This window comes from Brevundimonas sp. (genome assembly GCF_013912065.1).
Taxonomy (GTDB): domain Bacteria; phylum Pseudomonadota; class Alphaproteobacteria; order Caulobacterales; family Caulobacteraceae; genus Brevundimonas.
On the sequence record NZ_JACESA010000002.1, the window covers coordinates 57,342 to 82,553 of the forward strand.

Below are 25,212 nucleotides of genomic sequence, written 5' to 3' on the forward strand. Positions count from 1 at the left end.
GGCATTGATTTCTAGGAGACTTTGCGTCCCTATAGGCTGAACGGATCGCAACAAGCCGGGGATATGATGTCAGGCCAACAGACCGTAACGCGCGCCGATCTTTGCGAGGCCGTGCACGAAGAGGTCGGTCTGTCCCGGCAGGAATGTTCGGCCCTGGTCGAACGGACCCTGGAACTGATCGTGGAATCCCTGGAGCAGGGCGACACGGTGAAGCTTTCGGGGTTCGGCGTCTTCCAGGTTCGCGAGAAGCGCGCCCGGATGGGGCGCAACCCCAAGACCGGCGAACCGGCGGCGATCAATCCGCGCCGGGTCATCAGCTTCCGCGCCTCTCAGATCATGAAGAGCCGGGTGCACGACGCCGTCGTCGAGGCCTGATTCCCGTGGCCAAGAGCGCCGACGCCTTCCGCACGATTTCCGAGGCGGCCGAGGAGGTCGGGGCTCCGCAGCATGTGTTGCGCTTCTGGGAAACCAAGTTCGACTTCGTGACGCCGGTGAAGCGCGCCGGCGGACGACGTTTCTACCGCCCGCAGGACGTAGCGGTGCTGAAGGCGATTCGTCGTCTGCTGCACGATGAGGGGCTGACGATCCGCGGCGTCCAGCGCCTGCACAAGGAGCAGGGGCTCAAGAAGCTGGTCGGCGCGGAGACGGCCGATCTGATCGAGAACGGCGTCAGCGTACCGGCGGCCTCGCCGCGTTCGGCGGCTGTCGGCGAGCCCGCGCGCCTGCAGGCCGTCCTGGCCGATCTGGAGCGTGCGAAGTCCCGATTGGACGCCGTTCTGACAAGGTAGGTGGAAAACCTGTTTTAGCGTTTGCGGCGCGCGAAACCCGCGTCTATAGGGAGCGCCTTCGGAGCGTGGCGCAGCCTGGTAGCGCACTTGACTGGGGGTCAAGGGGTCGCAGGTTCGAATCCTGTCGCTCCGACCATCTAACCTTATGGTTTTATGGCGGATTTTAAGGGGTCGCTCTCGGGCGGCCCCTTAGCAATTGGGCCTTGGGGAGCATATGGGGAGCAGGCCGATTCCGGGGCACACGCCCGCGCCTGTCAGCGGCCGGACCTGGTGCAGGGCTGTCTAAGGCTGTGCAGGGCCGGTCAAAATTGATTCGCGCCTCTGAAACCCGTCTCGCGAGGGCAAAGGCGAGAGCGGGAGTCTCGTAATTGGCGCGAGCGATGATTTGGACGGCGAAGCATCTCGAAGCTGGCAATCGTTCCGAGGTCTGAGTCCTCAGCGGATTTCTTTTGGAAATTCCGGCCCCGCCGCGACCCCCTGGTGGCGCTCGATGTCGCTGGTGGATCGGAATGCTCTATGCATCGGTCATATAGGCTCGATATGTTCGATGCATAGCGCATAGCATTGACGGGATCGCTGTATGCTGCTATGCTCGATGCATAGAGCATATTGCCGCTATATGAGCGATGGGTAGGTCAATGCCAGCCTCGAAGAAGCAGAGCTACGCGCGATACACCTTGTCGGCCGCCAGCCTTCTCGGTCGCATGATCGAGCTTGAGCGCAAGTCGCGGCGCATGACGGCTCAGGATCTCGCCGAGCGCCTCGGCGTGTCGCGAGGCACGGTGCAACGGCTTGAGGAGGGCAATCCCAAGGTCGAGCTCGGCCTAGCCTTGGAGGCCTGCGCCCTGATGGGCGTCCGGCTGTTCGACGAGGACGCCGCAGGCCTGACGGCCCGCCTGGACGAAGCGGGCAAGCGTCTTGCCCTCCTGCCCAAATACGCCCGGCCACTGTCCACGGTTGTCGACGATGACTTCTGAGCCGTTCTCTTCTCCGCGCGAGGCGTTCGTTTGGGTCTGGCTGCCCGGCCGCGTCGACCCTGTCGTCGCCGGCCGCCTCGTGGCCGACGGCGCAGAGGTCGCCTTCGTCTACGGCCGCTCGTATCGCGCCTTGCCGGACGCCATTCCCCTTTATCTGCCCGAATTGCCGCTCGAAGCCGGCGTCATCCGGCCCCTGAACGGCCTGCCCATCGCCAGCGCCATCCGCGACGCGGCCCCGGACGCCTGGGGGCGCCGCGTCATTCTCAACCGGACCTTCGGGTTGAAGGGGGCGGCGCTCGACGGGGTCGATCTCGACGAACTGACCTTCCTGCTGCAGTCGGGGTCTGATCGGATCGGCGCGCTGGATTTCCAGACGTCCGCCACGGACTATGTCGCACGCGGCGGGGCGCACGCCACCCTGGACGAGCTCATCGCCTCGGCGGAAAGGGTCGAGCGCAATCTGCCTCTGAGCCCGGAGCTCGACCAGGCCCTGCACCACGGCAGCTCCATCGGCGGCGCCCGGCCCAAGGCCCTGATCACGGACGGGCCGGTAAAATATGTCGCCAAATTCTCGAGCGCCGCAGACACCTACAGTGTCGTGAAGGCCGAATACATCGCCATGCGGCTGGCGGCCCTGGCGGGGCTGGACGTCGCGCCCGTCCGGCTGGCCCAGGCCTCGGGCAAGGACGTCCTGTTGGTCCAACGCTTCGACAGGGAGGCGGAAGGAGCGGGGTGGCGACGCAAGGCGATGGTCTCGGCCCTGACGATGCTCGGCCTGGACGAGATGCAGGCCCGCTACGCCAGCTACCAGGATCTCGCCGAGATCGTCCGCTTCCGCTTCACCCGTCCACAAGAGACCTTGCGCGAACTGTTCGCCCGCATCGCCTTCAACATCCTGGTCGGAAATCTGGACGACCACGCCCGAAACCACGCCGCCTTCTGGGACGGCGAGCACCTGACCCTGACACCCGCTTACGACATCTGCCCGCAGGGACGGGCCGGGGAGGAGGCCAGTCAGGCCATGCTGATCGTCGACCAGAACCGGGCGAGCCAGATCGCGACCTGTCTGGCGGCGGCCCCTCATTTCCAACTGGATGCACCCTCCGCGGTCCGCATTGTCGAACATCAGGTGCGCACCATCGGCGACCACTGGGCGTCGGTCTGCGAGGAGGCAGAGCTCGGCGAGGTCGATCGGACCCTTTTCTGGGGGCGCCAGTTTCTCAACCCTTACGCCTTCTACGGCCTGGAAGGCGGCTCCGGGGAGCCTCTGACGAGTCTGGCCGCCGACTATCGCCGTCAGGTCGCCTGACCGGCGATCCCGGAGCCCGTGCGCGGCCTGACTGCAGCCCGTCGCGGCCTGGGAGGTCGCCGGTTTGCGGTCCGCGGCCCGAGCCGGGCGGGCGCCCCGGGGTCTTCAGTCAGCGGGTTTCCGCCGTAGTCCGTCCACGAGCAGGGCGACGAGCCTTTCTGATTGTCCGGGTCTGTCCGGGCTCGCCGACATTCCGAGGTGGGCGACGGCGTTGAGGATCTCGTCGGGCTCCATGTCGGTGCGGATGGCGCCGTCGGCCAGTGCGGCTTCGAAGAGCGTTCGAAAAGCCGGCCGGAGCCTCTGATCGAAATAGGCGGGGAGGGCGTCGTAGGTCGGATCGCCCGAATGCAGGGCCTTGGCCAGTCCCCGTTTGGTGCCCACGAAGCCGGCGTAGAGCTGCAGCCAGTTCGCCAGGGCCTCCACGGGCGGGTGTTCGGCGGCCAGGACGGGCGCCGCGTCGGCGCAGGCGTCCATCTCGTGACGGAAGACGGCCGCGATCAGGTCGGCGCGTTTCGGGAAGTGGCGGTAGAGGGTGCCGACCCCGACCCCCGCACGGTCCGCGATCTCACGCACCGGCGCATCGACGCCGCCCGTCGCAAATACGGCCTTGGCCGCCGCAAGCACGGTGTCGAGATTGCGTTGGGCGTCCGCACGGACCCGCCGGCCGGCGTTTGATTCTCCTGCGAGGGATTCCGTCTCGTCCACGTCTAACCTTCTTGCAAACGGAACATGGTTCCGGTTATATCCGGAATGCCGTTCCGTTTCGTGTTCTACCGCGCGAACGCGAATGCGGCCAGCCCTCAGGAAGGATTCCCGTCATGCAGTATCGCCCTCTCGGACGCACCGGCATCAAGGTCAGCCCGTATTGCCTCGGCGCGATGATGTTCGGCTCGCCCGGATCCCCCGACCATGACGACGGGATCCGCATGATCCACCGGGCCCTCGGCGCCGGGATCAACTTCATCGACACCGCGGATGGCTATAGCCGGGGGGAGTCGGAAACCGTGGTCGGCAAGGCGCTGAAAGGCCGGCGCGACGACGTGGTGCTCGCCACCAAGGTGCATCTGCCCATGGGCGACGATCCGAACATGCAGGGTAACTCCCGTCGCTGGATCACGCGCGCCGTCGAGGCCTCCCTCCAGCGGCTGCAGACCGATCACATCGACCTCTATCAGATCCACCGTCCGTCGCCGGAGACGGACATCGAGGAGACCCTGTCCGTCCTGACGGACCTGATGCGCGCGGGCAAGATCCGGGCGATCGGCTCCTCGACCTTCCCGGCCTCCGACATCGTCGAGGCCCAGTGGGTCGCCGAACGGCGTGGGCTGGCGCGCTTTCGCACCGAACAGCCGCCGTACTCGATCCTGAACCGGGGCATCGAACGCGAGGTGCTGCCGGTGTGCGAACGCTACGGCATGGGCGCCCTGGTCTGGAGCCCGCTCGCCAAGGGCATGCTCACCGGCAAGTATCGAAAAGGCGAGGAGACGCCCGACACCCTGCGCGCCCGCTACTTCCCCAACCAGATGCGAGATGCGGGCCAGCTCGACGCCGTCGAGCGGTTGATCCCGCTGGCCGAACAGGCCGGTCTGAGCCTGGCGCACATGGCGGTGGCCTTTGTCATGGCCCACCCGGGGGTCACCTCGGCGATCATCGGACCGCGCACCATGGAGCAGCTGGAGGACTATCTGGCCGGAGCCGGTGTCGCCCTCGACGACGGCCTGCTGGACGAGATCGACCGGATCGCCCCGCCGGGCGGCGACATCGGGCCCAACGACGCCAACTATGTGCCGCCGTCGCTGAAGGACCCGAAGGCGCGCCGTCGCGAGGCGTCGGGGCGGGCGGCGGCCTGAAGCACCGGCGGATTGGCTCACCGGCGATGGAAGGAACAGGAGACGCCGCTCCCTTTCCGGGGGCGCGAAGCTGAGCGGAGGATGAGGCATCTTATGCGGAAGTTCCGGCATGTCCGCCGCCGGACCGCCCTCGTAGAACCGGAGTTCACAAGCCGGTCGATGCGGATCGGCGGTCAACTCGGGGCCGGAACAGACGGCCGCTTCTGGAGACGCCCTCATGCTCAGGCCCTTGCTGTGTCTCTCGCTGGTCGCCCTCACGGGGGCCTGCACCACCGTCACCCAGGGGACGAGCCAGACCCTCGCCGTCGCGACTCCGAACGCTGACGGAGCGCAGTGCGTCATCACCAACGAGAGCGGCCGCGTCGTCGGCCGGGTCACCACGCCGGGGAGCGTACAGATCTCCCGAGCGCGGAGCGCGCTGGAGGTCCGTTGCGAGCGCTCCGGCTTCGAGCCCGGCGTGGCGCAGGTGTCGTCCGCCTTCTCGTCGCGGTCCCGGATCCAGTCGCCGATCGGCTACGCCGTCGACGGCATCTCGGGCGCGATGTGGAGCTATCCGGCCGAGGTCTCGGTCACGATGACCGCCAGCCCGCGGAACTGAACGTCGGCTCCAGGCTGCGTCACGGCGTCCCGGAAGGGCTCCGGCCGTGAACCGAAATGCGGTTGCGCGGCTTGGTCTACCGGCGCGACGATCATGCGTGCCTGGCTGCAGGAGACCAGATGGATCGGTTCCGACACGGCAGACGCGCGCCGTGATCCGCCGCGAGCTTTTGGCCGCAGGCCTGGGCGCGACCGGTCTAGCCGCCTGCGGCGACGCCTTGCCGGCCGTGCCCTCGTCTCGGGCCACGACGGGGATGGATCCCGCGCTCCTGGCGCAGACGCTGGAAGCGGCGGCGACCGTGCCGAAGCTCCACGCGATCATCGTGGCGCGCGATGGCGTCGTCCAGGCGGAGCAGGTGTTCCGCGGACCGGCTCTCGAGACGCCGGTCAACATCAAGTCCGCATCCAAGTCGGTCCTGGCGGGGATCGCCGGGATGGCGATCGGACGCGGAGTTCTGGCCGGCCCCGACCAGTTGATCGCGCCCTTCCTCGGCGACCGGTTTCCCGCCGATCCGGATCCGAGGCTGGCGACGTTGACGGTCGGCCACCTCCTGTCGATGCAGGCCGGGTTGGGATCGACCTCGGGGGCCGACTACGGGGCCTGGGTCTCCAGCTCGCACTGGGTGCGCTACGCCCTGGCCCAGCCCTTCGAGGCCGACCCGGGCGGCCGGATGATCTATTCGACCGGAACCTCGCATCTGCTGTCGGCCGTGCTCACGCGGGCCGCCGGCCGGTCGACCCTGGCCCTGGCGCGCGAGACGCTGGGCGAGGCCCTCGACATCGAGATTCCGTCCTGGCCCGCCGATCCGCAGGGGATTTATTTCGGGGGCAACGACATGCGGCTGTCGCCGCGCGCCCTGTTGGCGTTCGGCGAGCTCTATCGCAACGACGGTCTGCACGGCGGCGCGCGGGCTCTTCCCGAGGGCTGGGTGGAAACCTCATGGCGCGGGCGCGGAACCTCCCGCTGGAGCGGCAACCCCTATGGATACGGCTGGTGGATCAGGCGCAGCGGCGCGCACGACGTCTTCTTCGCCTGGGGCTACGGCGGCCAGATGATCTTCGTGACCCCTGATCTCGACCTGACCGTGGTCATGACCTCCAGTCCGGAGCCGGTCGCGGCGCGCGACGGTCATGTGGACGCGCTGCACCGGCTGCTGGACGTCGGGCTGATCCCTGCGGCCCGTCGCGGCGCCTAGGCGGATGTCTCACGCCGTCGTGCGTGCCGCGGCGTCGGCGCTTCGATCGCTAAGCGGTGCAATGGACGAGACGGCGGCTGCGGCCAACAGGATCAGGGCCGATGCCCCGAAGGTCGCCCGGTAACCGCCGGCGTCGAACAGGAGACCGCCCGCCGCGGCGCCGAGGGTGATGGCGAGCTGGATCGCAGCGACCATCAGGCCGCCACCGGCCTCGGCGTCGTCCGGAAGCGTTCGGCTGAGCCAGGTCCACCAGGCCACGGGCGCGGCCGTGCCCACCAGCCCCCACAGCGCGAGGAGTATTCCGGTCGCCAGGCCGTCACGGCCGAGGCCGATGAGGGCCAGGCCGATCACGGCGAGCCCGGTCGGGGCCGCGACGAGCGCCGTCCTGAGGCTTCGCGCGATGAGCTTCGGAATGAGCGCGCTGCCGACGGCGCCCGCCAGCCCCATGATCAGCAGGATCAGCGACAGAACCGACACGCTGACCCCCGTGGTCGTCTCCAGGAAGGGCCGGAGATAGGTGAAGAGGGCGAACTGACCCATGAACAGGAGGGTCACGCCGGCGATACCGATGGCCGCCTCGCGACGGCGCAGAAGCGCCAGGGCGTTGGCTCTGGTCGCGCGGCGGTCAGAAGGCATCGAAGGCAGGCTGAGGAACTGCCAGACCAGCACGATGGCGGCGAGGGGGACGACGATGAAAAAGGCGCCGCGCCAACCGATGAACTGGCCGAGGAAGCTGCCGAGCGGAGCGGCGATGGTCGTGGCCAGCGCGTTGCCGCCGTTGAGCAGCGCGAGCCCTTTGGGCAGGTCTTTGGCTGGAACCAGCTGCATGACCACGGCGGTCGACAGGGACCAGAAGCCGCCGATCACGACGCCCAGCATCGCCCGACCGACCATCAGGACCGCATAAGAGGGCGCAAGCGCCACGATCAGGCCCGACGCCAGCATAAGGCCGGTAAGCCCCAGGAGCAGGCGCCGCCGATCAACGCCGCGGGAAACCGTGGCGATCAGCAAACTGGTCAGGACGGCGAACAGGCCCGAAACCGCGATCGCCTGTCCGGCCTGCCCTTCGGTGACCTGAAGATCGGCGGCCACGGGCGTCAGCAGGCTGACGGGCATGAACTCGGAGGCGATCAGCGTCGAGACGCAGAGGGTCAGGGCGAAGACCGCGCCCCAGCGGGCGGGCCTGTCATCGGTCGGGAAGGTGTAGGCCGTCATGGTTCGCTCGCCGCGCCTGGAGCGGCGCCGGCGTCGGTGTAGCGGTCACAGCCTCGCGTGATCAGCCCGCCGGCGGTGAACGGGACGATGCGCGGAGCTCATCCTTGGGATCAGAGCCCCAGCGGTCGCAGTTCCCGCACCAGGTCGATGAACAGGCGCAGGGCGTTGGGCACCTGGCGGCGGCTGGAGTAGTAGATCTGATAGCCCGGACTGGTCGAGCTCCAGTCGTCCAGAACGGTGATCAGGGCGCCGGAGGCGAGGTCCGCCCTTACCATCGGCTCCGCCACATAGATCAGGCCGGCGCCCTGCCTGGCCGCCGCCAGACCGATCACGCCGTTGTCGATCAGCAGGGCGCCCGGCGCATCGACCTCGATCCGCTCGTCGCCGCGTTCGAACTCCCAGCGATAGATGCGATCGTCGCCGATGCGGATGCGAACGCAGGCGTGACGCGCCAGGTCGTGCGGCGTGACAGGCGTTCCGCAGCGTTCCAGGTAGGCGGGGGCGGCCACGACCACCCAGCGGATGTCGGCGGACAGCCGCTGCGCGATCATGTCCTCGGGCACAGTGCCGCCGTAGCGGATGCCGGCGTCGAAGCCGGACTCCACGACGTCGATCAGGCGGTTGTTGACGGAGATCTCGATTTCGACGTCCGGATAGCGCTCCAGGAAGGTCCCGATGATCGGCGCCACGAGATGCTCGGCCGCGTCGGTCGGCACGCTGAGGCGGACGCGGCCCATCGGGTCGTCCCGATAGCGGTTGAGGACGTCCACCGCCCGTCCGATGGCGTCATAGGGTTCCCCGATCGCGGCCTGCAGGGCTTCGCCGGCGGCGGTCAGGGTCACGCTGCGGCTTGTGCGGTTGAGCAGGCGAACGCCGAGGCGTTCCTCAAGCGCCCGCATCGAATGGCTCAGGGCGGAGGCGCCCACGCCGAGCTCGACGCCGGCCCGTCTGAAGCTGCGCTGCCGCGCAATCTCCAGGAAATAGGTCAGGTCGGCGAAGTCGGAACGGCGAAGTTGCATGCCGTCTTCTAGCATCTCTGCGTCGTCCCGTCGGCCTCTCGACGCCGGGATCGGGACAGCGACCTCGGCCGCGGGGCTTTGGATCACTGAGCGGACTTCATCGACCCGTTGCCGCGCCCGTGGGCGCCCGACGACGCCTCGACGCCCTAGGCTGGCCGTCATTCGGGAGATTGAAGATGCAAACCGTCGGAGCCCTCATGGCGACTCTCACCCTCGCGCCTCTCGCAGGCGAGCCTCAGATCGAAAGGCAGGACATGCAGATCGTCAGGCGGCACGATCAGACGGTACAGCCCGGGCCGGACGCCTGGTTCACCGGCGCGGTGACCATTTCCGGACAGTTCCAGAGGGAGGCGCCCTCCCGCGTCGGCGGCGCCGTCGTGCGCTTCGAACCCGGCGCACGCACGGCTTGGCACACCCACCCCCTGGGTCAGACCCTCATCGTCACCGAGGGCGTCGGCTGGACCCAAGTCGAGGGCGGGCCGATCCACGAGTTCCGGGCTGGAGACATCCTGTGGTGCCCGGCCGATCGCAGACACTGGCACGGGGCGACCCCGCATGAAGCCATGACCCACATCGCCATCCAGGAAAGCCTCGACGGCTCGCCCGTGACCTGGATGGAGAAGGTCACGGACGCGCAGTATCTGGCAGGCCCGGCGACGGACTAGCGCCGGAGGGCGGCGGACGCGTCCGCAGGGCATTCGGCTCCGGTTTCGACCCAGGCGCGGATGAGAGCGCCAAACTCCTCCTGGGTGCCGGGCGCCGGCGTCCGGTCGCCGCCGGAATTCCAGGCCCATCCGACAAGTCCGTCTTCGGCCATGTGGTGGACGAGGTCGTTCAGGTTGCGGTCTCCGTTGCGGGTGCGATCCTTGATCTGCCGGCAGATCTCGCCAAGCGTCTTGCCCTGCCAGGCCATGGACGCAGGGGCCAGGGCCCAGTGCGGATCGCCGGGCACGCCGGACGGCTCGAAATTGCTGAAGCCGTGGCAGGTCTTGCACTCCAGACCCGGCGCGCCGTTACCGTCGGAGCCGCGCGTCACCCACGGCTCATGAGGCGTCATCCGGTCGCCCTGCGTCGGCCGGTCGCCGACCGGGTGACAGTTCATGCAGCGAGGATGCTGGATCACCCGGCCGGCCTCGTTGAAGAGGGCGACGGATCGGCTGGCGTCGTCGGGCAGGCTGGCGAAGGCGGCGACGGGCTGCAGGTGAGCGATCGCGGGCGTGGCCTCGACCGGAGCGATGTTCTCGCGTTCGGGACGGTGGAGGTAGCTGTTCACCGACGACCAGGCGACGAAGCCGACGATGAGGACGGCCAGGCCGCTCAGGATCGGGTGGCGGCGCAGGACGTTTCGACGACCGGGTTCGCGCGCCATATCAGCCTCCCGCCGCGGCGGCGGCGTCCTTGATGGCGGCGCGGATGCGCATATAGGTCCCGCAGCGGCAGATGTTGCCGTTCATCGCGGCGTTGATGTCGTCGTCGTCCGGACGGGGCACGGCGTTGATCAGGGCGATGGCGCTCATCAGCTGGCCGGACTGGCAGAAGCCGCACTGGGGCACGTCGCGCGCGACCCACGCCGCCTGGAGCGCTTCGGCGACCGGACCCGAGGCGCCCTCGATCGTGGTGACGGCGCCGTCGAGCGCAGAAATGGGCAGGGAGCAGGACCGGCGGGGCTCGCCGTCGACATGGACGGTGCAGGCGCCGCACTGGGCCACGCCGCATCCGTATTTCGTGCCGGTGAGGCCGAGGATATCGCGCAGGACCCAGAGCAGGGGCATGTCCGGCTCGGCGTCCACCCCATGGGACGCGCCGTTGATGTTCAGGGTGTAGCGCATGCCTCAGGCCTCCACGAACGGCAGTCGATGCGTCGGCCGGCCCGTCAGGACGAGCAGGGCGTTGGCGACGGCGGGGGTGATCAGCGGCGTGCCGGGCTCGCCGACGCCGGTCGGCGGCTCCGCCGAGGGCACGATATGGGTCTCGATCTCGGGCGCTTCGTGCATGCGCACCGTGCGGTAGTCCTTGAAGTTGTCGTTCTGGACGACGCCGTCGCGGAAACGCACCTGGCCGTAGAGGCCGGCGCTTAGGCCATAGATGATCCCGCCTTCGATCTGGGCGGCGATCAGGTCCGGGGCGACGGCGATGCCGCAATGCACAGCCGCGACGACGCGGCGGACACGCGGGCCGCTCGGCGTCAGCGACACCTCGGCGACCTGGGCCACCGTGGTGCCGAAACACTGGCCGACGGCCAGGCCCCGCGCCCATCCCGCCTCGATCGGCTGTCCCCATCCCGCGCGTTCGCAGGCCAGATTGAGCACGTCCAGATACGGCCGGGCGTTGACCTTGGCGTAGATGCGTCGGCGATACTCGGCGGGGTCCACCCCGGCCCGGCGCGCGAGTTGGTCGATGGCGTGTTCGATGGCCGTGAAGGTGTGGGAGTGGCCCACCGACCGCCAGAACCCCACGGAGACGGGAAGCCTGGGACTGTAGACGCGACAATCGACCGTCTCTGCGAACTCCAGATAGGGCGAGGGTTCGACGCCTTCGATCGCTTGATGGTTCGGCCCCACCGGGATCAACGCCTGGCAGACGGTCCGGTGACGCCAGGCCTTCGGATATCCTTCCGCGTCCACCGCCACCGTCATCTTGTGATGGGCCATCGGCCGGTAGAAGCCGCCGGACATGTCGTCCTCGCGACTCCAGAGCAGCTTGACGGGGCGCCCCTCCATCCGGCGCGCGATCCGCGCCGCCTCGACGGAATAGTCCGCGCCCATGACGCCCCGACGTCCGAAGGATCCTCCGGCCGGCAGGACGTTGATGTTCACCAGACCAGGCGCGGTGCCCAGAGCCGTGGCCACGAAGACCTGGTCGGGCGTCTGCAGCTGGGTGGAGGAGTGGATCACCACGTTCGGTCCGTCGACCTGGGCGACACAGTTCATCGGCTCCATGGGCGCATGGGCCAGATAGGGAAGGTCCACGGAGGTCTCGAACAACTCGCCGGTGAAGGCCGTCTCGGCGTCCCCCTTGTTCCCGTAGGCGGTGGAGCCGTGCTCGACGCGACCATCGGCGATGTCGCGGTACCAGGCCGCGACTTCAGGGTCCGAGCGGCGCTCGGCGCGGCGGTCGTCCCACCGGATGCGGAGCGCCTCGCGTCCCTTCCGGGCGGCCCAGGCGTTCTCCGCGACGACGGCGACGCCCGTCGGGATGGCGAAAACGTCCACGACGCCGGGGACGCGTCGCGCGTCGCGATCATCGAACCGGGACAGCCGACCGCCGATGCGCGGCGAGTGGGCCACCATGGCGGTCAGCATGCCCGGCAGACGGACGTCCTGGGTGTAGATCGTGGCGCCGGTGCTCTTGTCTCGGCTGTCGAGACGGCGGACCCGCCGGGTGCCGATCAGGGTGAATTGGTCCGGCGTCTTGAGGGTCGGCTCCTGCGGCGGCTCAAAGGCCGCGGCGGGCCCGGCGAGTTCGCCGAACCCCGCCGATCGTCCGGAGGACGCATGACGCACGACGCCGTCCGCGACCGTCAGGCTGTTGGTCGGAACGCGCCACTGGGCAGCGGCCGCCTGAACCAGCATCGCCCGGGCCGCGGCGCCGACCTTGCGCATGCGATCCCAGGACTGGGCGATCGTTCTTGAGCCTGCGGTCATCTGGGGGCCGTACACCGCCGCATTGGCCGGAGCGGCCTCCACGCGGACCCGGTCCCAGTCGGCGTCGAGCTCCTCCGCCACGAGGGCGGCGAGGCCGGCATGGATGCCCTGACCCATTTCCTGGAAGGCGTTGGCGACGATGACGGAGCCGTCCGGCTCGATGCGAAGATAGGGGCCGAACGGGCTGTCCTCGGGCCGAACCGCGCCGGCGCCGAGGATGCGGGTGATGTTCGCCCCCACCGTGCCGAGCACCAGGGCGCCGCCCACGACCACCCCGCCTGTGGTGAGGACGCGGCGACGCGTGAAGAGCCGCCGTCGGGGTTTGTCCGTGGCGACAGGGCCGATGGATTTGGACTTCGGGGTTCGGGTCACAGGGAAAGGCCCTTCGACGCGTCTTGCGCCAATCCGTACAGCATCGGCCGGGATGGTCAGGGACAATATATCGGATCAAAGGAGTTCTTTGCCTGATCCTCCTGTGCGGTGGCCGCTCAACGCCTCGGCAGCCCGTAAATTCGAGCCATTGATAATCATTCGCGATCAGTATCGAGGTGGGGTTCCGATGTAGTTTGCGGGCTATATCGGGGGCTATACAGATGAGTGGAAGTCACCGCGTCATCGAAGTCAGCTCATCGCCGGAACGTATGCACTCCCTTGGGATTGCCCTAGTCTGATCGACTATCCGCCGGGTGACCGGAGCGGCTGAATCCAACCCTCGCACAGAATGGAGGTCTCCATGGCCGGCGAACTCGAACTCTCCCGTCGAGGCGTGCTGATGGTCGGAGGCGCGAGCGCGGCTCTCGCCACTGTATCGCCGGCCGACGCCCAGACGCCGTCGCCGGATACGCCGCCGACCCGGATGACGGTGGCCCTCGAGGTGAACGGCACGGACCGGACGCTGGAGCTGGACACTCGGACGACCCTGCTGGATGCGTTGCGCGAGCACCTGCATCTGACGGGAACCAAGAAGGGTTGCGACCATGGTCAGTGCGGCGGCTGCACCGTCCTCGTCGACGGCCAACGCATCAACTCGTGCCTGAGCCTGGCGGTGATGCACGAGGGGTCGAAGGTGACGACCATCGAGGGCCTCGGGGCGCCGGACGATCTGCATCCGATGCAGGCCGCCTTCGTCAAGCACGACGGCTATCAGTGCGGCTACTGCACGCCCGGACAGATCTGTTCCGCCGTCGCCGTGCTGGAGGAGATCCGCCAAGGTCTGCCGAGCCATGTCTCCGCCAGCCTGACCGATCGACCCCGGGCGACGAACGAGGAGATGCGCGAGCGGATGAGCGGCAATATCTGTCGCTGCGGGGCCTATTCCAACATCGCCGAGGCCATGGCGGAAGTCGCAGGAGCGCGCGCATGAGGCCCTTCTCCTACGAGCGCGCAACTACGCCGGCGGCGGCCGCCCTGGCGGCGCGGGCCAGGCCCGGCGCCAAATTCATCGCGGGCGGCACCAATCTCCTCGATCTGATGAAGCTGCAGATCGAGACGCCCCAGCATCTGATCGACGTCGGTCCGGCGGGTCTGGACAGGATCGAGGCGACGCCGGAGGGCGGTCTGCACATCGGCGCCCTCGTCACCAACACCGACCTGGCCGGCGACGCCCGCGTCCGGCGTGACTACGGCGTCCTCAGCCGCGCGCTTCTGGCCGGGGCGTCCGGGCAGCTGAGGAACAAGGCGACCACCGCCGGAAACCTGCTCCAGCGGACCCGCTGTCCCTATTTCTATGACACCGCCCAGGCCTGCAACAAGCGCGAGCCCGGTTCGGGATGCGCCGCGATCGGCGGCTTCAGTCGCCAGCTGGCGGTGATCGGCGTCAGCGACCACTGCATCGCCACCCATCCCAGCGACATGGCCGTGGCCATGCGGGTGCTGGACGCCCGGGTGGAGACGGTGAATGCGGCGGGCGAGACCCGGACCATTCCGATGGCCGAGTTCCACCGCCTGCCGGAAGACCGGCCGCATATCGACACCGTTCTGCCGCCGGGCGACCTGATCACCGGCGTGACCCTGCCGGCGCCGATCGGCGGGACCCATGTCTACCGCAAGGTCCGCGACCGCGCCTCCTACGCCTTCGCCGTGGTCTCGGTCGCCGCCGTGCTTCAGCGGGACGGAAGCGGTCGGGTCGCCTTCGGCGGTCTGGCGCACAAGCCCTGGCGGGTGGAGGCGGCCGAGGCCGCGATGCCACAGGGCGCGAGAGCCGTGGCCGCGATCGCCCTGGCGGACGCCCAACCGACGCATGAGAACGCCTTCAAGGTGACCCTGGCGGAGCGGACGCTCGCCGCCGTCATCAGCGACGCAAGAGGATAGGGCGATGAAGTTCGACCAGCCGGCGGGCCAGAACGCGATCGACCAGCTGAAGGTGGTGGGCAAGCCGATCAACCGGATCGACGGCCCCCTGAAGACCACCGGGCGGGCCCTCTACGCCTACGAACGCCACGACGTCGAGGCGCGGCCCGCCTACGGCTATATTGTCGGGGCGACCATCGCCAAGGGGCGGATCCGGCGTCTGCGCACCGATCGGGCCCGGTCGGCGCCCGGCGTTCTGGCCGTGGTGACGGCGGAGAATGCGGGGACGGTCGGCAAGGGCGACTACAACACCGCCAAACTCCTCGGCGGGCCCGACATCCAGCACTATCACCAGGCCATCGCCGTGGTCGTGGCGGAGAGCTTCGAACAGGCCCGCTCGGCGGCCGCGCTCGTCGAGGCGGACTACGTCAAGGCTCGGGGCGCCTTCGACCTGGCCGAGGCCAAGGCCGGGGCGGGAGACCCCAAGGGCGGACCCGAACAGTCCTCGGCCGGCGATTTCGCGGGGGCCTTCGCCGCGGCGCCTGTCACCCTGGACGAGACCTACACCACGCCGGATCACAGCCACGCCATGATGGAGCCCATGGCCACCATGGCGTCCTGGGAAGGCGACAGGCTGACCCTGTGGACCTCCAACCAGATGATCGCCTGGGGCAAGGGCGAGGTCGCCAAGATCTTCGGCATTCCGCCCGAGAACGTGCGGCTGGACTCGCCCTACATCGGCGGCGGCTTCGGCGGAAAGCTGTTCGTGCGGTCCGACGCCGTCATGGCCGCTTTGGCGTCGAAGGCGACGGGTCGACCGGTCAAGGTGGCCATGCAGCGTCCTCTGATGATCAACAACGCCACCCACCGTCCCGCGACGATCCAGCGGATCCGCATCGGGACGGAACGGGACGGGCGGATCACCGCCATCGGCCACGAGAGCTGGAACGGCGACCTGCCGGGCGGCGGTACTGAGGTCGCGACCCAGCAGACCAAGCTTCTCTACGCCGGCGCCAATCGGATGACCTCGCAGAAGCTGGCGGTGCTCGATCTGCCGGAAGGCAACGCCATGCGGGCGCCGGGCGAGGCGCCGGGTCTGATGGCGCTCGAGATCGCCATGGACGAGATGGCCGAGAAGCTGAACATGGACCCGGTCGAGTTCCGCATCCTCAACGACACCCAGGTGGATCCCGAAAAGCCGGAGCGGCCCTTCTCGACCCGTCAGTTCGTCGCCTGTCTGCGGACCGGCGCAGAGCGGTTCGGCTGGTCGCGCCGCAACCCGACGCCGGCGAGTGTTCGTGACGGGCGCTGGCTGATCGGTCTCGGCATGGCGGCGGGCTTCCGCAACAACATCGTCATGAAGTCGGGCGCACGGGTCCATCTGGACGCTCGAGGCATGGTCACCGTCGAGACCGACATGACCGACATCGGGACGGGCACCTACACCATCGTCGCCCAGACGGCGGCCGAGACCCTCGGGATCGATGTCGACCGGGTCGTGGTCAGGCTGGGCGACTCGGACTTCCCCGCCGCCGCGGGCTCCGGCGGCCAGTGGGGCGCCAACAGTTCGACGGCCGGCGTCTATGCGGCCTGCATGAAGCTGCGCGAACAGATCATCGCGCGTCTCGGCTATCCCGCGGACGCGGCCTTCACCGGCGGACGCGTCCGCGCGGGCCGCCGCAACGCGACCCTGGCCTCGGTCGCGTCCGACGGCCCGCTCGTGGCGGAGGACTTCATCGAGTTCGGCGATCTGGGCGAGAAGTTCCAGCAATCCACCTTCGCGGGCCATTTCGTGGAGGTGGGGGTCGACAGCTACACGGGCGAGACCCGCATCCGGCGGATGCTGGCGGTCTGCGCAGCGGGCCGGATCCTGAACCCGAAGACGGCGCGCAGCCAGGTCATCGGCGCCATGACCATGGGCGTCGGCGCCGCCCTGATGGAGGAGCTGGCCGTCGACACGCGGCACGGCTTCTTCGTCAATCACGACCTGGCCGGCTACGAGGTCCCGGTCCACGCCGACATCCCGCATCAGGAGGTGATCTTCCTGGACGAGGTCGACGACAAGTCCTCGCCGATGAAGGCCAAGGGGGTCGGCGAACTGGGGCTGTGCGGCGTCGGGGCGGCCATCGCCAACGCCGTCTACAACGCGACGGGCGTTCGGATCCGCGACTATCCGCTGACGCTCGACAAGTATCTGGACCGGCTGCCGGCGATCGCCTGATCCGGGCAGCCTCGGTCGGTCCCGTCAGTCGTCCGGCCCGGGCCTGGCCGGGGCCGCGAGCCTGAAGACCTCGGCGATCCAGTCGACGAAGACGCGCAGGCGCGACGAGAGATGCCGGTTCTGCGGATAGAGGACGTAGACCGGCATCGGCGGGGGCGGCGACGCGACGAGCACCGGGACGAAGGCGCCCGCCGCGATCTCGCGGACGACCCGGTAGCGCGGGATCTGGATCAGGCCCAGTCCCGCCCGACCGGCGGCCGTATAGGTCTCGGCGCCGCGCACCACGATCTTGTAGGGCAGGGGGATCTCGCGCAGGTGCGGACCGTCCCCGAACTCCAGCGGATAGGGCTTGCCGGTGGCCGACGCCGTGTAGGCGACCATCAGATGCCCTTCGAGGTCGTCCGGCGTCGACGGTTCGCCGTGCCGGGCGAGATAGGCCGGGCTCGCCAGGGTGACCTGCTCGAAGTTCGCCACCTTGCGGCCGACCAGGCCGGAATCCGGCAGGTCGCCGGCGCGCAGGACGCAGTCCACGCCTTCCGCGACCAGATCGACCATCCGGTCGCCCTCGCTGAGGTTCAGGATGATGTCGGGATACCGGGCGATGAAGTCCGGCAGGGCCGGAAGCACGAAGAAACGGGCCAGGGTCCCCTGGAGATCGACGCGCAGGGGACCGCGCGGTTCAGTATTGCGGAAAATGGTCTCCGCCTCGTCCAGGTCGGCGAGAAGCTGGACGCAGCGCTCCTGATAGAGGGCGCCGTCGAGCGTGGGTCTGACCCGCCGGGTCGTCCGCTCGAGCAGACGGACCCCGAGATCCCGCTCGAGCCGCTGGATCGCGGTGGTCGCGGTGGCGCGCGGGAGACCGAGATCGACCGCCGCCGACGTAAAACTGCCGCGCTCTACGATGCGGACGAAGAGGCGCATGACGTCGATCCGGTCCATGTGCGCCGATAGAAGATTGTTGGGCTCATTGGAATAGTGATGTCGAAAATGGCTCACTAGTCGGGTGGCGCGAACCCGTTACCCTGAGCTCCCGTCCCAGGCGTTCAGGAGCCCCCTTGTCCATCCCCGATCAGCCCGGCTTCGCCGCGCGAGACGCCCGTCTTCTCATCCCCTCTCTTGGGCCTTTCTACGCCGCCATGGCCCCGATCTCGTCCGCGCTGCTGCGGGTGGCCTTCGGCCTGACCATCGTCACCCACGGCGTGCCGAAGCTGCTCGGGACCGCCCACGGCTCGATGGCGGATCCGATGGCGGGCTCCACCGCCCTGATCGGACGGGTCCTTGATCTGCCGTTCGCGCCGCAGCTCGCGCTGTTCGTCGCCCTGCTGGAGACCTTCGGCGGCCTTGCGGTCGCGGTCGGGTTCGGCGCCCGCCTCTTCGCGCCCATGCTGGCGGTGCAGATGGCGGTCATCTGCCTGGCCCTGGGACCGACCTATCCGTGGATCGATCGCGGCATCGAATATCCGCTGATCCTCGGCTTCATCGCCCTGTGGATCGCCCTGCAGGGCGGCGGCCGCTGGTCGGTCGATCGTCTTCTGGGGTGTGAACTGTGAGCGCTGTTGCGCCCCGCCCGACGATTGGGGCCGATGGACGCGGTCCCGGGCACGCCTCTGGCGTTGCGCGCGTTCCGCGAACAGGATCGGTCCGGTGCGGCCGCTCGCAGAGTGAAGGAGGCGCGGATTGGCGCTGATTGACGACGTCTTCTCGGATCTGCGCCTGCAGGGCGTGGTCTTCTCGCGCATGACGTTGAGAGGCGACTGGGGATACGCCAAGTCGCAGCTTCAGGGCGCTCCTTTTCATCTGGTGGTGAGCGGAGAGGCTTGGGTTCTCGCCGGTCCGCAGGCCGAGCCCAGACGTCTGGGAGAAGGCGACATCGCCGTCCTGTCCCACGGCGATCCCCATCTGCTTCTGTCCGCGCCGGGAGCGCGGACGCGGCCGTGGAGCGAGGTGATCGCCCGCGAGGGTCTCGGCCACTGGAGCCCGGGCGTCCGGTTCAAGACCTGCGATCTCGTTCTGGGTGAAGGCGCTCGGGAAACCGTGCTGATCTCGGGCGTCTTCGCCTTTCACGATCCTCGTCCGAACCTGCTGCTCGAGGCTCTGCCCGCCTTGATGGTGGCGACCTCGGACGCCGATCTCCAGGCCCTGGCCGGACTGCTGGACAGGGAAATCCGCACCCGCGCCCCCGGGGCGGAAGGCGTCGGCGGCAAGCTCGCGGACCTGCTCCTCGCCCAGGTGGTCCGTCGGCAGCTGGCCTCGAGCGACGCGCCGCTGGGCTGGCTGAAGGGACTGGCCGATCCCGAGATCTCCGGGGCCCTGTCGGCCATTCACCGGGCGCCCGAGCGGCGCTGGTCGGTGGAGCTGCTCGCGCGGGAGGCCGGCATGTCCCGCTCCCGCTTCGCCGCCCGGTTCCGCGCCGTCACCGGCCAGGCGCCGCTGGACTATCTGACCCGGCACCGGATGTTCCGCGCCGCCGGCGACCTGGCGACGCGCCGGATTCCGCTCGCCGAGCTGGCGGCGGGGGCCGGCTATGAGTCCGAGGCCGCCTTCAGCAAGGCGTTCCGGCGCTGGTCGGGCCACGCCCCGACGGACTACCGGCGTCGCCTTTCGCAGACCGGACGGGACGATCGCACGGCCCTTTGAGACGATCGCTGTCGGACGGGGCGGGCGGCTTCGGGTTAGGTTTCGGCCTTACGACCGCCCTCACGACCAAGGAAAGACGCGATGCGCCCGACCGACCGACCCGATGATCCCGATCTCGAACTGACCCGGCGGGGCGCCCTGGGTGTCGGCGGCGTGGCCGCCGCCGTGCTGGCGGCGCCCGCGGCGCGGGCGGAGACCGTGCTTCCGACCGCGCCGGTCCAGGCCCCGGCCTTCGGCGCCGACCTCGCCATCCGGCCGATCATCAACGGCGAGGCCGTGGAGGTGGGCATCGACGTCCGCACCTCCCTGCTCGACATGCTGCGCGAGACCCTGCACCTCACCGGCGCGAAGAAGGGTTGCGATCACGGCCAGTGCGGCGCCTGCACGGTTCACGTCGACGGCCGTCGGGTGGCGTCCTGCCTCACTCTGGCCGCCAAGGTCGACGGCCGGGCGGTGACCACCATCGAGGGGATCGCCGACGGCGAGCGTCTGCACGCCATGCAGCAGGCCTTCATCGACCATGACGCCCTGCAGTGCGGCTACTGCACGCCCGGCCAGATCATGGCCGCGATCGCCTGCGTCGGCGAGGGCAACGCCACCAGCCCCGAGAGCATCCGCGAATATATGAGCGGCAACATCTGCCGCTGCGGCGCCTATGTCGGCATCGTCGCCGCCATTCAGGATGTCGCGCGCCAGACGGGGAGGGGCTGATGCACCGCTTCACCTACGCCCGGCCCGAAACGCCCGACGCGGCGGTCGCGGCCTTCTCGGCGGCCGGCGCCGGAGCCCGCTACATCGCCGGCGGCACCACCCTGTTCGACCTGATGAAGCTGAACATCGAACAGCCGGCACACCTCGTCGACGTCACCGCGATCCGCAGCCTTGACGCGATCGAGACCGGAGGGCGGCGTCTCCGGTTCGAGGCCATGGCGCCGATGAGCGCCATCGCCACACACCCTGTGGTGCTGCGCGACTATCCGGTGCTGGCCGAGAGTCTGAGCAAGGCAGCCTCGCAGCAGCTGCGCAATATGGCGACCGTGGGCGGCAACCTACTTCAGCGCACGCGCTGTCTGTATTTCCGCAACGGGCCGGCGGGCGCCTATCCGTGCAACAAGCGTGAGCCGGGCTCCGGCTGCGCCGCTATCGAGGGTCTCGATCGTGGTCAGGCTGTTCTGGGTCAGAGCGCCCACTGCAATGCGGTGTCGCCGGGCGACTGGCCGGTGGCCCTGACGGCGCTGGACGCCCAAGTCGAGGTCCTGGGGCCGACGGGACGGCGAACCGTACTGATCGACCAGCTCTATCGCCTGCCGGGCGATACGCCCCATCTGGAGTTCAATCTCCAGCCGGGCGAGATGATCACCGCCATCGTCGTGCCCAAGACGCGGGCCGGACGGCGCTCGACCTATCACAAGATCCGGGACCGCGAGAGCTACGCCTTCGCCCTGGCCTCCGCCGCCGTCGCGCTGGAGATGGACGGCGACCGGGTGACGGCCGCGCGCATCGCGCTCGGCGGCGTGGCGACGCGTCCATGGCGGGCGTCGGCGGCCGAGGCGGGCCTGATCGGCCGCCGACTGACGCCGGAGACGGCGATGGAGGCGGGCCATGCGGCCCTGGCCGGGGCCGTCGCGGGACACCACAACGGCTTCAAGATCGAACTGGGCGCGCGCACCGTCGCCGACGCCCTGATGATCGCGGCGAGGAGGACCTGAGATGACCACCGCCCCCTTTCCGAACCGCCCCCGGGTCGACGCCCGGGAAAAGGTCACCGGCCGTCTGAAGTACGCCGCCGACGTGGCGGTCGAAGGCCTGCTCTACGGCATGATGGTGCCGTCGACGATTGCTCGGGGCCGCGTGGTCGCAGTCTCGACCGAAGCCGCCCTGGCCGTGCCCGGCGTCGTGCGGGTGCTGACCGCGGCCGACTGTCCGCCGCCGCCTCCGCCCGGCCCCGGCGGCCCGCCGCCCCCGCCCATGATCGTCGACCGGATCTCCTACCGGGGCGAGCCGGTGGCCCTGGTCGTGGCCGAAAGCCACGAGGCCGCGGTCGAGGGCATGGAGGCCGTGCGGGTCCGCTATGAGGCGGCGGAATTCTCGCCGCTGATCGACAGCGAAGGCGGGGTGCGTGAGCCCGTGGAGGATGTGACGGCCGGTAATGCGGACGGCGCCCTGGCCGGCGCCGTCACGCGGCTGAGCGGCGAGTATTTCAGCCCGAACCAGCATCACAACCCGATCGAGATGCTGTCCACCACGGCCGTCTGGGCCGACGGCCGGCTGCAGGTCTACGAGGGCACCCAGGGCAGCAACATGGTCAAGGGCGCCATCGTCGGCAATCTGCGGCTGGACCCGGCCAAGGTGGTGGTGAGCAGTCCGTCGGTCGGCGGCGGCTTCGGACAGAAGGGCTTCGCCCAGCGCCAGACGAGCCTGGCGGCCCTGGCGGCGGTTCTGATCGGACGGCCGGTCAAGATCGTGGTGCCCCGGTCCCAGATCTTCCACAACGCCACCTACCGGCCGCGCAGCCGGCACCGGATCGAGCTGGGGGCGGACGCCGCCGGAAAGCTGGTCGCCATCCGCTACGACGCGGATCACCAGCAGTCCCGGCACGGTCAGTTCGCGCCCGAGTACCATGAATCCTCGACCCAGATGTACGGGGTGGAGAACTATCTCGGCACGGCCGCCAACATCCGTATCGACACCCAGTCGCCGGGCTATATGCGGGCGCCCCATCCCCACCCCCAGGCCTTCGCCCTGGAGAGCGCCGTCGACGAGCTGGCGCTCAAGCTCGGGGTCGATCCGGTCGAGTTCCGGCTCCGCCATGACGCGACGACCGATCCGATTCACAACAAGCCCCTGTCCTCGCGCCATCTGAACGAATGCATCCGCGAGGGCGCGCGACGGTTCGGCTGGCAGGGTCGGCCGCTCGCGCCGGCCTCCATGGTGCTCGAGGACGGCGTCCAGGTCGGGTGGGGCATGGCCAGCGGCGCCTATCCGGTGCTGACCCACCCCGCCGAGGCGACCCTCAGAGTCAGCGCGGACGGGACGACGCGCTTTTCGGCCACGGCACATGAGATGGGGCAGGGCATCCGCTCGACCCTCGAACAGGTGCTGATCCGCGAGCTCGACATCGATCCGCGCAAGCTCGAGATCCGCATCGGCGACACCTCGGTGGCCGCCCAGCACGTGACCGCGGGATCCTGGGGCACGGCCAGCGGCGCGACCGCCGCCGGGGAGGCCGCCGCCGCCCTCAAGGCGCGGATGGCCGAGCTCCTGCAGGGCCGGGCGGTCTCCGGCAATCTGCACCAGCAGCTGGCCGCCGTCCGGCGCCCGTTCGTGGAGGTGGAGATCTCCCGGGTCGGGCCGGGACAGGGACCCAGGGACCTCGCCACCCTGCGGGCCGGGGGCATGGCCCTCTCCGGCCCGGTCTATCCGGACTTCACCAGCTTCAGCTACATCGCCCACTTCGTCGAGGTCCGGGTCGAGCCCCGGACGCGCCGCATCCGCGTGCCCCGCGTCGTCAGCGTAGTCGACTGCGGCCGGGTCGTGTCGCCGAGGACCGCGGAGAGCCAGGTCCGGGGCGGCGTCATCTGGGGCATCAGCGCGGCGCTTCGCGAGGAGACCGAGGTCGATCCGCGCTACGGCGGCTGGCTCAACAACGACCTCGCCGACTATGTCCTCGCGGTGAACGCCGACATCGGCGACATCCAGGTCGCCATGATCGATGAGCCCGACCCGGTGATCAACGCGATCGGCGCCAAGGGACTGGGCGAGGTGGCCATGGTCGGGGTCGCAGGCGCAGTCGCCAATGCGGTCTTCCACGCCACGGGCGTTCGCGTGCGCAAGATGCCGATGAGGATCGAGGATCTCCTCTGACCGACGCGGGGCGCCGCCGTGGACCCGAGGGAGAACCATTCCGCGTTGGCGAAATGGGCGGCTAGTCTCCTCCTGGCGCGTCCCGGGCCTGCCGTTGATGGAGCCTCGGCTTTCGAGGCTCCATCAACGGAGATCAGAGCTTTCCTTGCGTGAGCAGCTCGCGGGTTCTCGTGAGTGTTGACAGAAGTGCGGCCCTGTAGCCGCTTTCGCTGTCGAACTGGGCTTGCTCGGCCTGTTCCTCAGGACCGCCGGCCGCCCGGTCGCGCAGGCCGAGGTAGCAATAGAAGCGCAGTTGCAGGGCACCGTTCTCGTCTTCGAACAGTTCGTTGACGATGGCGCCCTCGCGCGGCCCGGCCGCTTGGAAGAATGTCACCTTGTGCTCCGGCTCGAGGGTGATGATCTCGCGCAGGTCGGCGCCAGCGATTGTCGCCTCGCGCACGAAGTGGGTCGGGCTTTCCTCGATTACGTCGCAGCGGGTGCACAGACCTTCCGGAAGGAAGAGGCGGGCGTCTCGCGCCTTGAGCTCCAGACCGGCCCAGATTTGTGCGCGGGTCAGTATGGTCTCGCCGGCGGCGTTCACCGGTACGGTGGCGGTTGAGTAGATCATGTCATGTCTCCTTGTTGTCGATGCGTTCAGGCCGCGTCGGCGGCGATACGGGCGGCGAAGTCGCGGTAGGTGTGGAGCTGGCGGCCGAGTAGGGTGGTCAGGCGCTCGACGTCGCCAGGCTCCGGGACCATGCCGTCGCTGACGTAGCGCTCGGCCATAAGGCGCATCTCGTAGGCCATCCACTTCGGCATCAGAGTGGCCAGGTTCTGCTCGAAGCCCGTGGGGTCATCCCCGCCATAGGCGATGGGCCGGCCGAGGACTTCGGACCACACGGCGGCGATGCTCTCTCCCGTCAGGGTGTCGGGCCCGACCAGGTTGAGGGTGGTGATTGGCAGGCGATCGTCGGCCGCATCGCGCCGGATCAGTTCGATGGCTGCGACTTCGGCAATGTCGCGGGCGTCGACCATGGCCACGCCCTTGTCGCCGATGGGCATCGGATAGACGCCATAGCCGAGGATGACGTCCTTGATCATCGTTTCGTTGTCGATGAAGTAGGCCGGGCGCAGGATGGTGGCGCTGAAGCCCATCTGCTCGATCATCCGTTCCGCCCCGGATTTCACCGCGAAGTGGGGGACGTTGACGAAGCGCTCGCTGTGAATGACCGACAGATAGACGACCCGCTCGACCCCGGCTTCGCGGGCGACGTTCAGGGTGATGAGCGCCTGAGTGAATTCATCGGCGGCCACTGCGTTGAGCAGGAATAAGGTGCGGACGCCGGTGAAGGCGGCGCGCAGGGCGTCCAGGTCGAGCATGTCGCCTTGGGCGACCTCGACCTGTGCGGGGAACTCGGCCCTGGCGGCGTCGCGCACAAGAACGCGGACGTCCGCGCCGCGCTCGATCAGATTCTGCACGACATGGCGGCCGACACGGCCGGTGGCGCCGGTAACGAGGATGGTCATTGAAGGTCTCCGGGTTGGGGTATGGGAACACCCGCAAAATCAGTGATCCACATTTGATCCGATAGCCGCTAGTTTGGGACAAACCGTCTCACAGGTGGAA

The 25,212-nt window shown here is 68.9% G+C and carries 25 protein-coding genes and 1 tRNA gene; 17 read left to right on the forward strand and 9 right to left on the reverse strand.

Annotated elements, in window-relative coordinates; genetic code table 11:
* Window positions 1–66: 66 nt before the first annotated feature.
* The 5 genes from H2037_RS02130 (at window position 67) to H2037_RS02150 (ending at window position 3,074) form a co-directional block, all read left to right on the forward strand.
* On the forward strand, window positions 67–375 hold the full coding sequence (locus H2037_RS02130; protein WP_292117651.1) for an integration host factor subunit alpha: 309 nt from the start codon (window positions 67–69) through the stop codon (window positions 373–375).
* Between the two features lie 5 nt (window positions 376–380).
* Window positions 381–788, forward strand: coding sequence for a MerR family transcriptional regulator (locus H2037_RS02135; RefSeq protein ID WP_292117132.1), 408 nt, complete (start codon window positions 381–383; stop codon window positions 786–788).
* A 59-nt stretch (window positions 789–847) separates the two neighbouring features.
* Window positions 848–924 (forward strand) — tRNA-Pro (locus H2037_RS02140).
* A 502-nt stretch (window positions 925–1,426) separates the two neighbouring features.
* Window positions 1,427–1,765, forward strand: coding sequence for a helix-turn-helix transcriptional regulator (locus H2037_RS02145; protein WP_292117135.1), 339 nt, complete (start codon window positions 1,427–1,429; stop codon window positions 1,763–1,765).
* Complete coding sequence (locus tag H2037_RS02150; RefSeq protein WP_292117138.1) at window positions 1,755–3,074, forward strand: HipA domain-containing protein; 1,320 nt, start codon at window positions 1,755–1,757, stop codon at window positions 3,072–3,074. Before H2037_RS02145 ends, H2037_RS02150 begins: the two co-directional genes overlap by 11 nt.
* A 105-nt stretch (window positions 3,075–3,179) precedes the next feature.
* Here the strand turns inward: H2037_RS02150 and H2037_RS02155 are convergent, their stop codons facing one another.
* Window positions 3,180–3,779, reverse strand: a complete 600-nt coding sequence (locus H2037_RS02155; protein WP_292117140.1) for a TetR/AcrR family transcriptional regulator — start codon at window positions 3,777–3,779, stop codon at window positions 3,180–3,182.
* A 113-nt stretch (window positions 3,780–3,892) separates the two neighbouring features.
* Between H2037_RS02155 and H2037_RS02160 the strand changes: the two genes are divergently transcribed.
* The 3 genes from H2037_RS02160 (at window position 3,893) to H2037_RS02170 (ending at window position 6,717) form a co-directional block, all read left to right on the forward strand.
* Window positions 3,893–4,924 carry an aldo/keto reductase gene (locus H2037_RS02160; protein ID WP_292117143.1) on the forward strand — a complete coding sequence of 344 codons (1,032 nt, stop codon included), beginning with the start codon at window positions 3,893–3,895 and terminating at the stop codon, window positions 4,922–4,924.
* A 217-nt stretch (window positions 4,925–5,141) separates the two neighbouring features.
* Window positions 5,142–5,522 carry a hypothetical protein gene (locus H2037_RS02165; RefSeq protein WP_292117146.1) on the forward strand — a complete coding sequence of 127 codons (381 nt, stop codon included), beginning with the start codon at window positions 5,142–5,144 and terminating at the stop codon, window positions 5,520–5,522.
* A 151-nt stretch (window positions 5,523–5,673) separates the two neighbouring features.
* Window positions 5,674–6,717: a serine hydrolase gene (locus tag H2037_RS02170; RefSeq protein WP_292117149.1), complete on the forward strand. Its 1,044-nt coding sequence runs from the start codon at window positions 5,674–5,676 to the stop codon at window positions 6,715–6,717.
* Window positions 6,718–6,726: 9 nt separating this feature from the next.
* Here the strand turns inward: H2037_RS02170 and H2037_RS02175 are convergent, their stop codons facing one another.
* Both H2037_RS02175 and H2037_RS02180 read right to left on the reverse strand, forming a co-directional pair.
* Complete coding sequence (locus tag H2037_RS02175) at window positions 6,727–7,932, reverse strand: MFS transporter (protein WP_292117152.1); 1,206 nt, start codon at window positions 7,930–7,932, stop codon at window positions 6,727–6,729.
* 110 nt (window positions 7,933–8,042) lie between these two features.
* Window positions 8,043–8,951: a LysR family transcriptional regulator gene (locus H2037_RS02180; protein WP_292117156.1), complete on the reverse strand. Its 909-nt coding sequence runs from the start codon at window positions 8,949–8,951 to the stop codon at window positions 8,043–8,045.
* Between the two features lie 197 nt (window positions 8,952–9,148).
* On the opposite strand from H2037_RS02180, the gene H2037_RS02185 reads away from it, so the two are divergent.
* A complete protein-coding gene (locus H2037_RS02185; protein ID WP_292117159.1) occupies window positions 9,149–9,616 on the forward strand; it encodes a cupin domain-containing protein in 468 nt (155 codons plus the stop codon).
* Here H2037_RS02185 and H2037_RS02190 read toward each other — a convergent pair.
* The 3 genes from H2037_RS02190 to H2037_RS02200 are packed head-to-tail and all read right to left on the reverse strand — an operon-like array spanning window position 9,613 to window position 12,967.
* Window positions 9,613–10,320 (reverse strand): Isoquinoline 1-oxidoreductase subunit, encoded by a 708-nt coding sequence (locus tag H2037_RS02190; RefSeq protein ID WP_292117162.1) that lies wholly within the window; start codon window positions 10,318–10,320, stop codon window positions 9,613–9,615. The genes H2037_RS02185 and H2037_RS02190 overlap by 4 nt on opposite strands.
* A 1-nt stretch (window position 10,321) precedes the next feature.
* On the reverse strand, window positions 10,322–10,780 hold the full coding sequence (locus tag H2037_RS02195; protein WP_292117165.1) for a (2Fe-2S)-binding protein: 459 nt from the start codon (window positions 10,778–10,780) through the stop codon (window positions 10,322–10,324).
* Window positions 10,781–10,783: 3 nt separating this feature from the next.
* Window positions 10,784–12,967 carry a xanthine dehydrogenase family protein molybdopterin-binding subunit gene (locus H2037_RS02200; RefSeq protein ID WP_292117168.1) on the reverse strand — a complete coding sequence of 728 codons (2,184 nt, stop codon included), beginning with the start codon at window positions 12,965–12,967 and terminating at the stop codon, window positions 10,784–10,786.
* Window positions 12,968–13,328: 361 nt separating this feature from the next.
* Between H2037_RS02200 and paoA the strand changes: the two genes are divergently transcribed.
* The 3 genes from paoA to paoC are packed head-to-tail and all read left to right on the forward strand — an operon-like array spanning window position 13,329 to window position 17,105.
* Entirely contained in the window at window positions 13,329–13,958 is a 630-nt protein-coding gene (gene paoA / locus H2037_RS02205; RefSeq protein WP_292117171.1) for an aldehyde dehydrogenase iron-sulfur subunit PaoA, read from the forward strand.
* Complete coding sequence (locus H2037_RS02210; RefSeq protein WP_292117176.1) at window positions 13,955–14,905, forward strand: xanthine dehydrogenase family protein subunit M; 951 nt, start codon at window positions 13,955–13,957, stop codon at window positions 14,903–14,905. Before paoA ends, H2037_RS02210 begins: the two co-directional genes overlap by 4 nt.
* 4 nt (window positions 14,906–14,909) lie before the next feature.
* Window positions 14,910–17,105, forward strand: a complete 2,196-nt coding sequence (gene paoC / locus H2037_RS02215; protein WP_292117179.1) for an aldehyde oxidoreductase molybdenum-binding subunit PaoC — start codon at window positions 14,910–14,912, stop codon at window positions 17,103–17,105.
* A gap of 24 nt (window positions 17,106–17,129) precedes the next feature.
* On the opposite strand, the gene H2037_RS02220 is transcribed toward paoC, so the two are convergent.
* Complete coding sequence (locus tag H2037_RS02220; protein WP_292117182.1) at window positions 17,130–18,026, reverse strand: LysR family transcriptional regulator; 897 nt, start codon at window positions 18,024–18,026, stop codon at window positions 17,130–17,132.
* A 134-nt stretch (window positions 18,027–18,160) separates the two neighbouring features.
* On the opposite strand from H2037_RS02220, the gene H2037_RS02225 reads away from it, so the two are divergent.
* The 5 genes from H2037_RS02225 (at window position 18,161) to H2037_RS02245 (ending at window position 23,606) form a co-directional block, all read left to right on the forward strand.
* On the forward strand, window positions 18,161–18,655 hold the full coding sequence (locus tag H2037_RS02225) for a DoxX family protein (RefSeq protein ID WP_292117185.1): 495 nt from the start codon (window positions 18,161–18,163) through the stop codon (window positions 18,653–18,655).
* Between the two features lie 127 nt (window positions 18,656–18,782).
* The gene (locus tag H2037_RS02230; protein ID WP_292117188.1) at window positions 18,783–19,742 is read left to right on the forward strand and encodes an AraC family transcriptional regulator; all 960 of its coding nucleotides are present in this window, start codon (window positions 18,783–18,785) and stop codon (window positions 19,740–19,742) included.
* 81 nt (window positions 19,743–19,823) lie between these two features.
* A complete protein-coding gene (locus H2037_RS02235) occupies window positions 19,824–20,453 on the forward strand; it encodes a (2Fe-2S)-binding protein (RefSeq protein ID WP_292117191.1) in 630 nt (209 codons plus the stop codon).
* Window positions 20,453–21,451 carry a xanthine dehydrogenase family protein subunit M gene (locus H2037_RS02240; RefSeq protein WP_292117193.1) on the forward strand — a complete coding sequence of 333 codons (999 nt, stop codon included), beginning with the start codon at window positions 20,453–20,455 and terminating at the stop codon, window positions 21,449–21,451. The genes H2037_RS02235 and H2037_RS02240 overlap by 1 nt, the downstream gene beginning before the upstream one ends.
* A 1-nt stretch (window position 21,452) precedes the next feature.
* Window positions 21,453–23,606, forward strand: coding sequence for a xanthine dehydrogenase family protein molybdopterin-binding subunit (locus H2037_RS02245; protein ID WP_292117194.1), 2,154 nt, complete (start codon window positions 21,453–21,455; stop codon window positions 23,604–23,606).
* 133 nt (window positions 23,607–23,739) lie between these two features.
* Here the strand turns inward: H2037_RS02245 and H2037_RS02250 are convergent, their stop codons facing one another.
* Window positions 23,740–24,213, reverse strand: coding sequence for an AtaL-like protein (locus tag H2037_RS02250; RefSeq protein ID WP_292117197.1), 474 nt, complete (start codon window positions 24,211–24,213; stop codon window positions 23,740–23,742).
* A 26-nt stretch (window positions 24,214–24,239) separates the two neighbouring features.
* Window positions 24,240–25,112 carry an NmrA family NAD(P)-binding protein gene (locus H2037_RS02255; RefSeq protein WP_292117200.1) on the reverse strand — a complete coding sequence of 291 codons (873 nt, stop codon included), beginning with the start codon at window positions 25,110–25,112 and terminating at the stop codon, window positions 24,240–24,242.
* Between the last annotated feature and the right edge of the window lie 100 nt (window positions 25,113–25,212).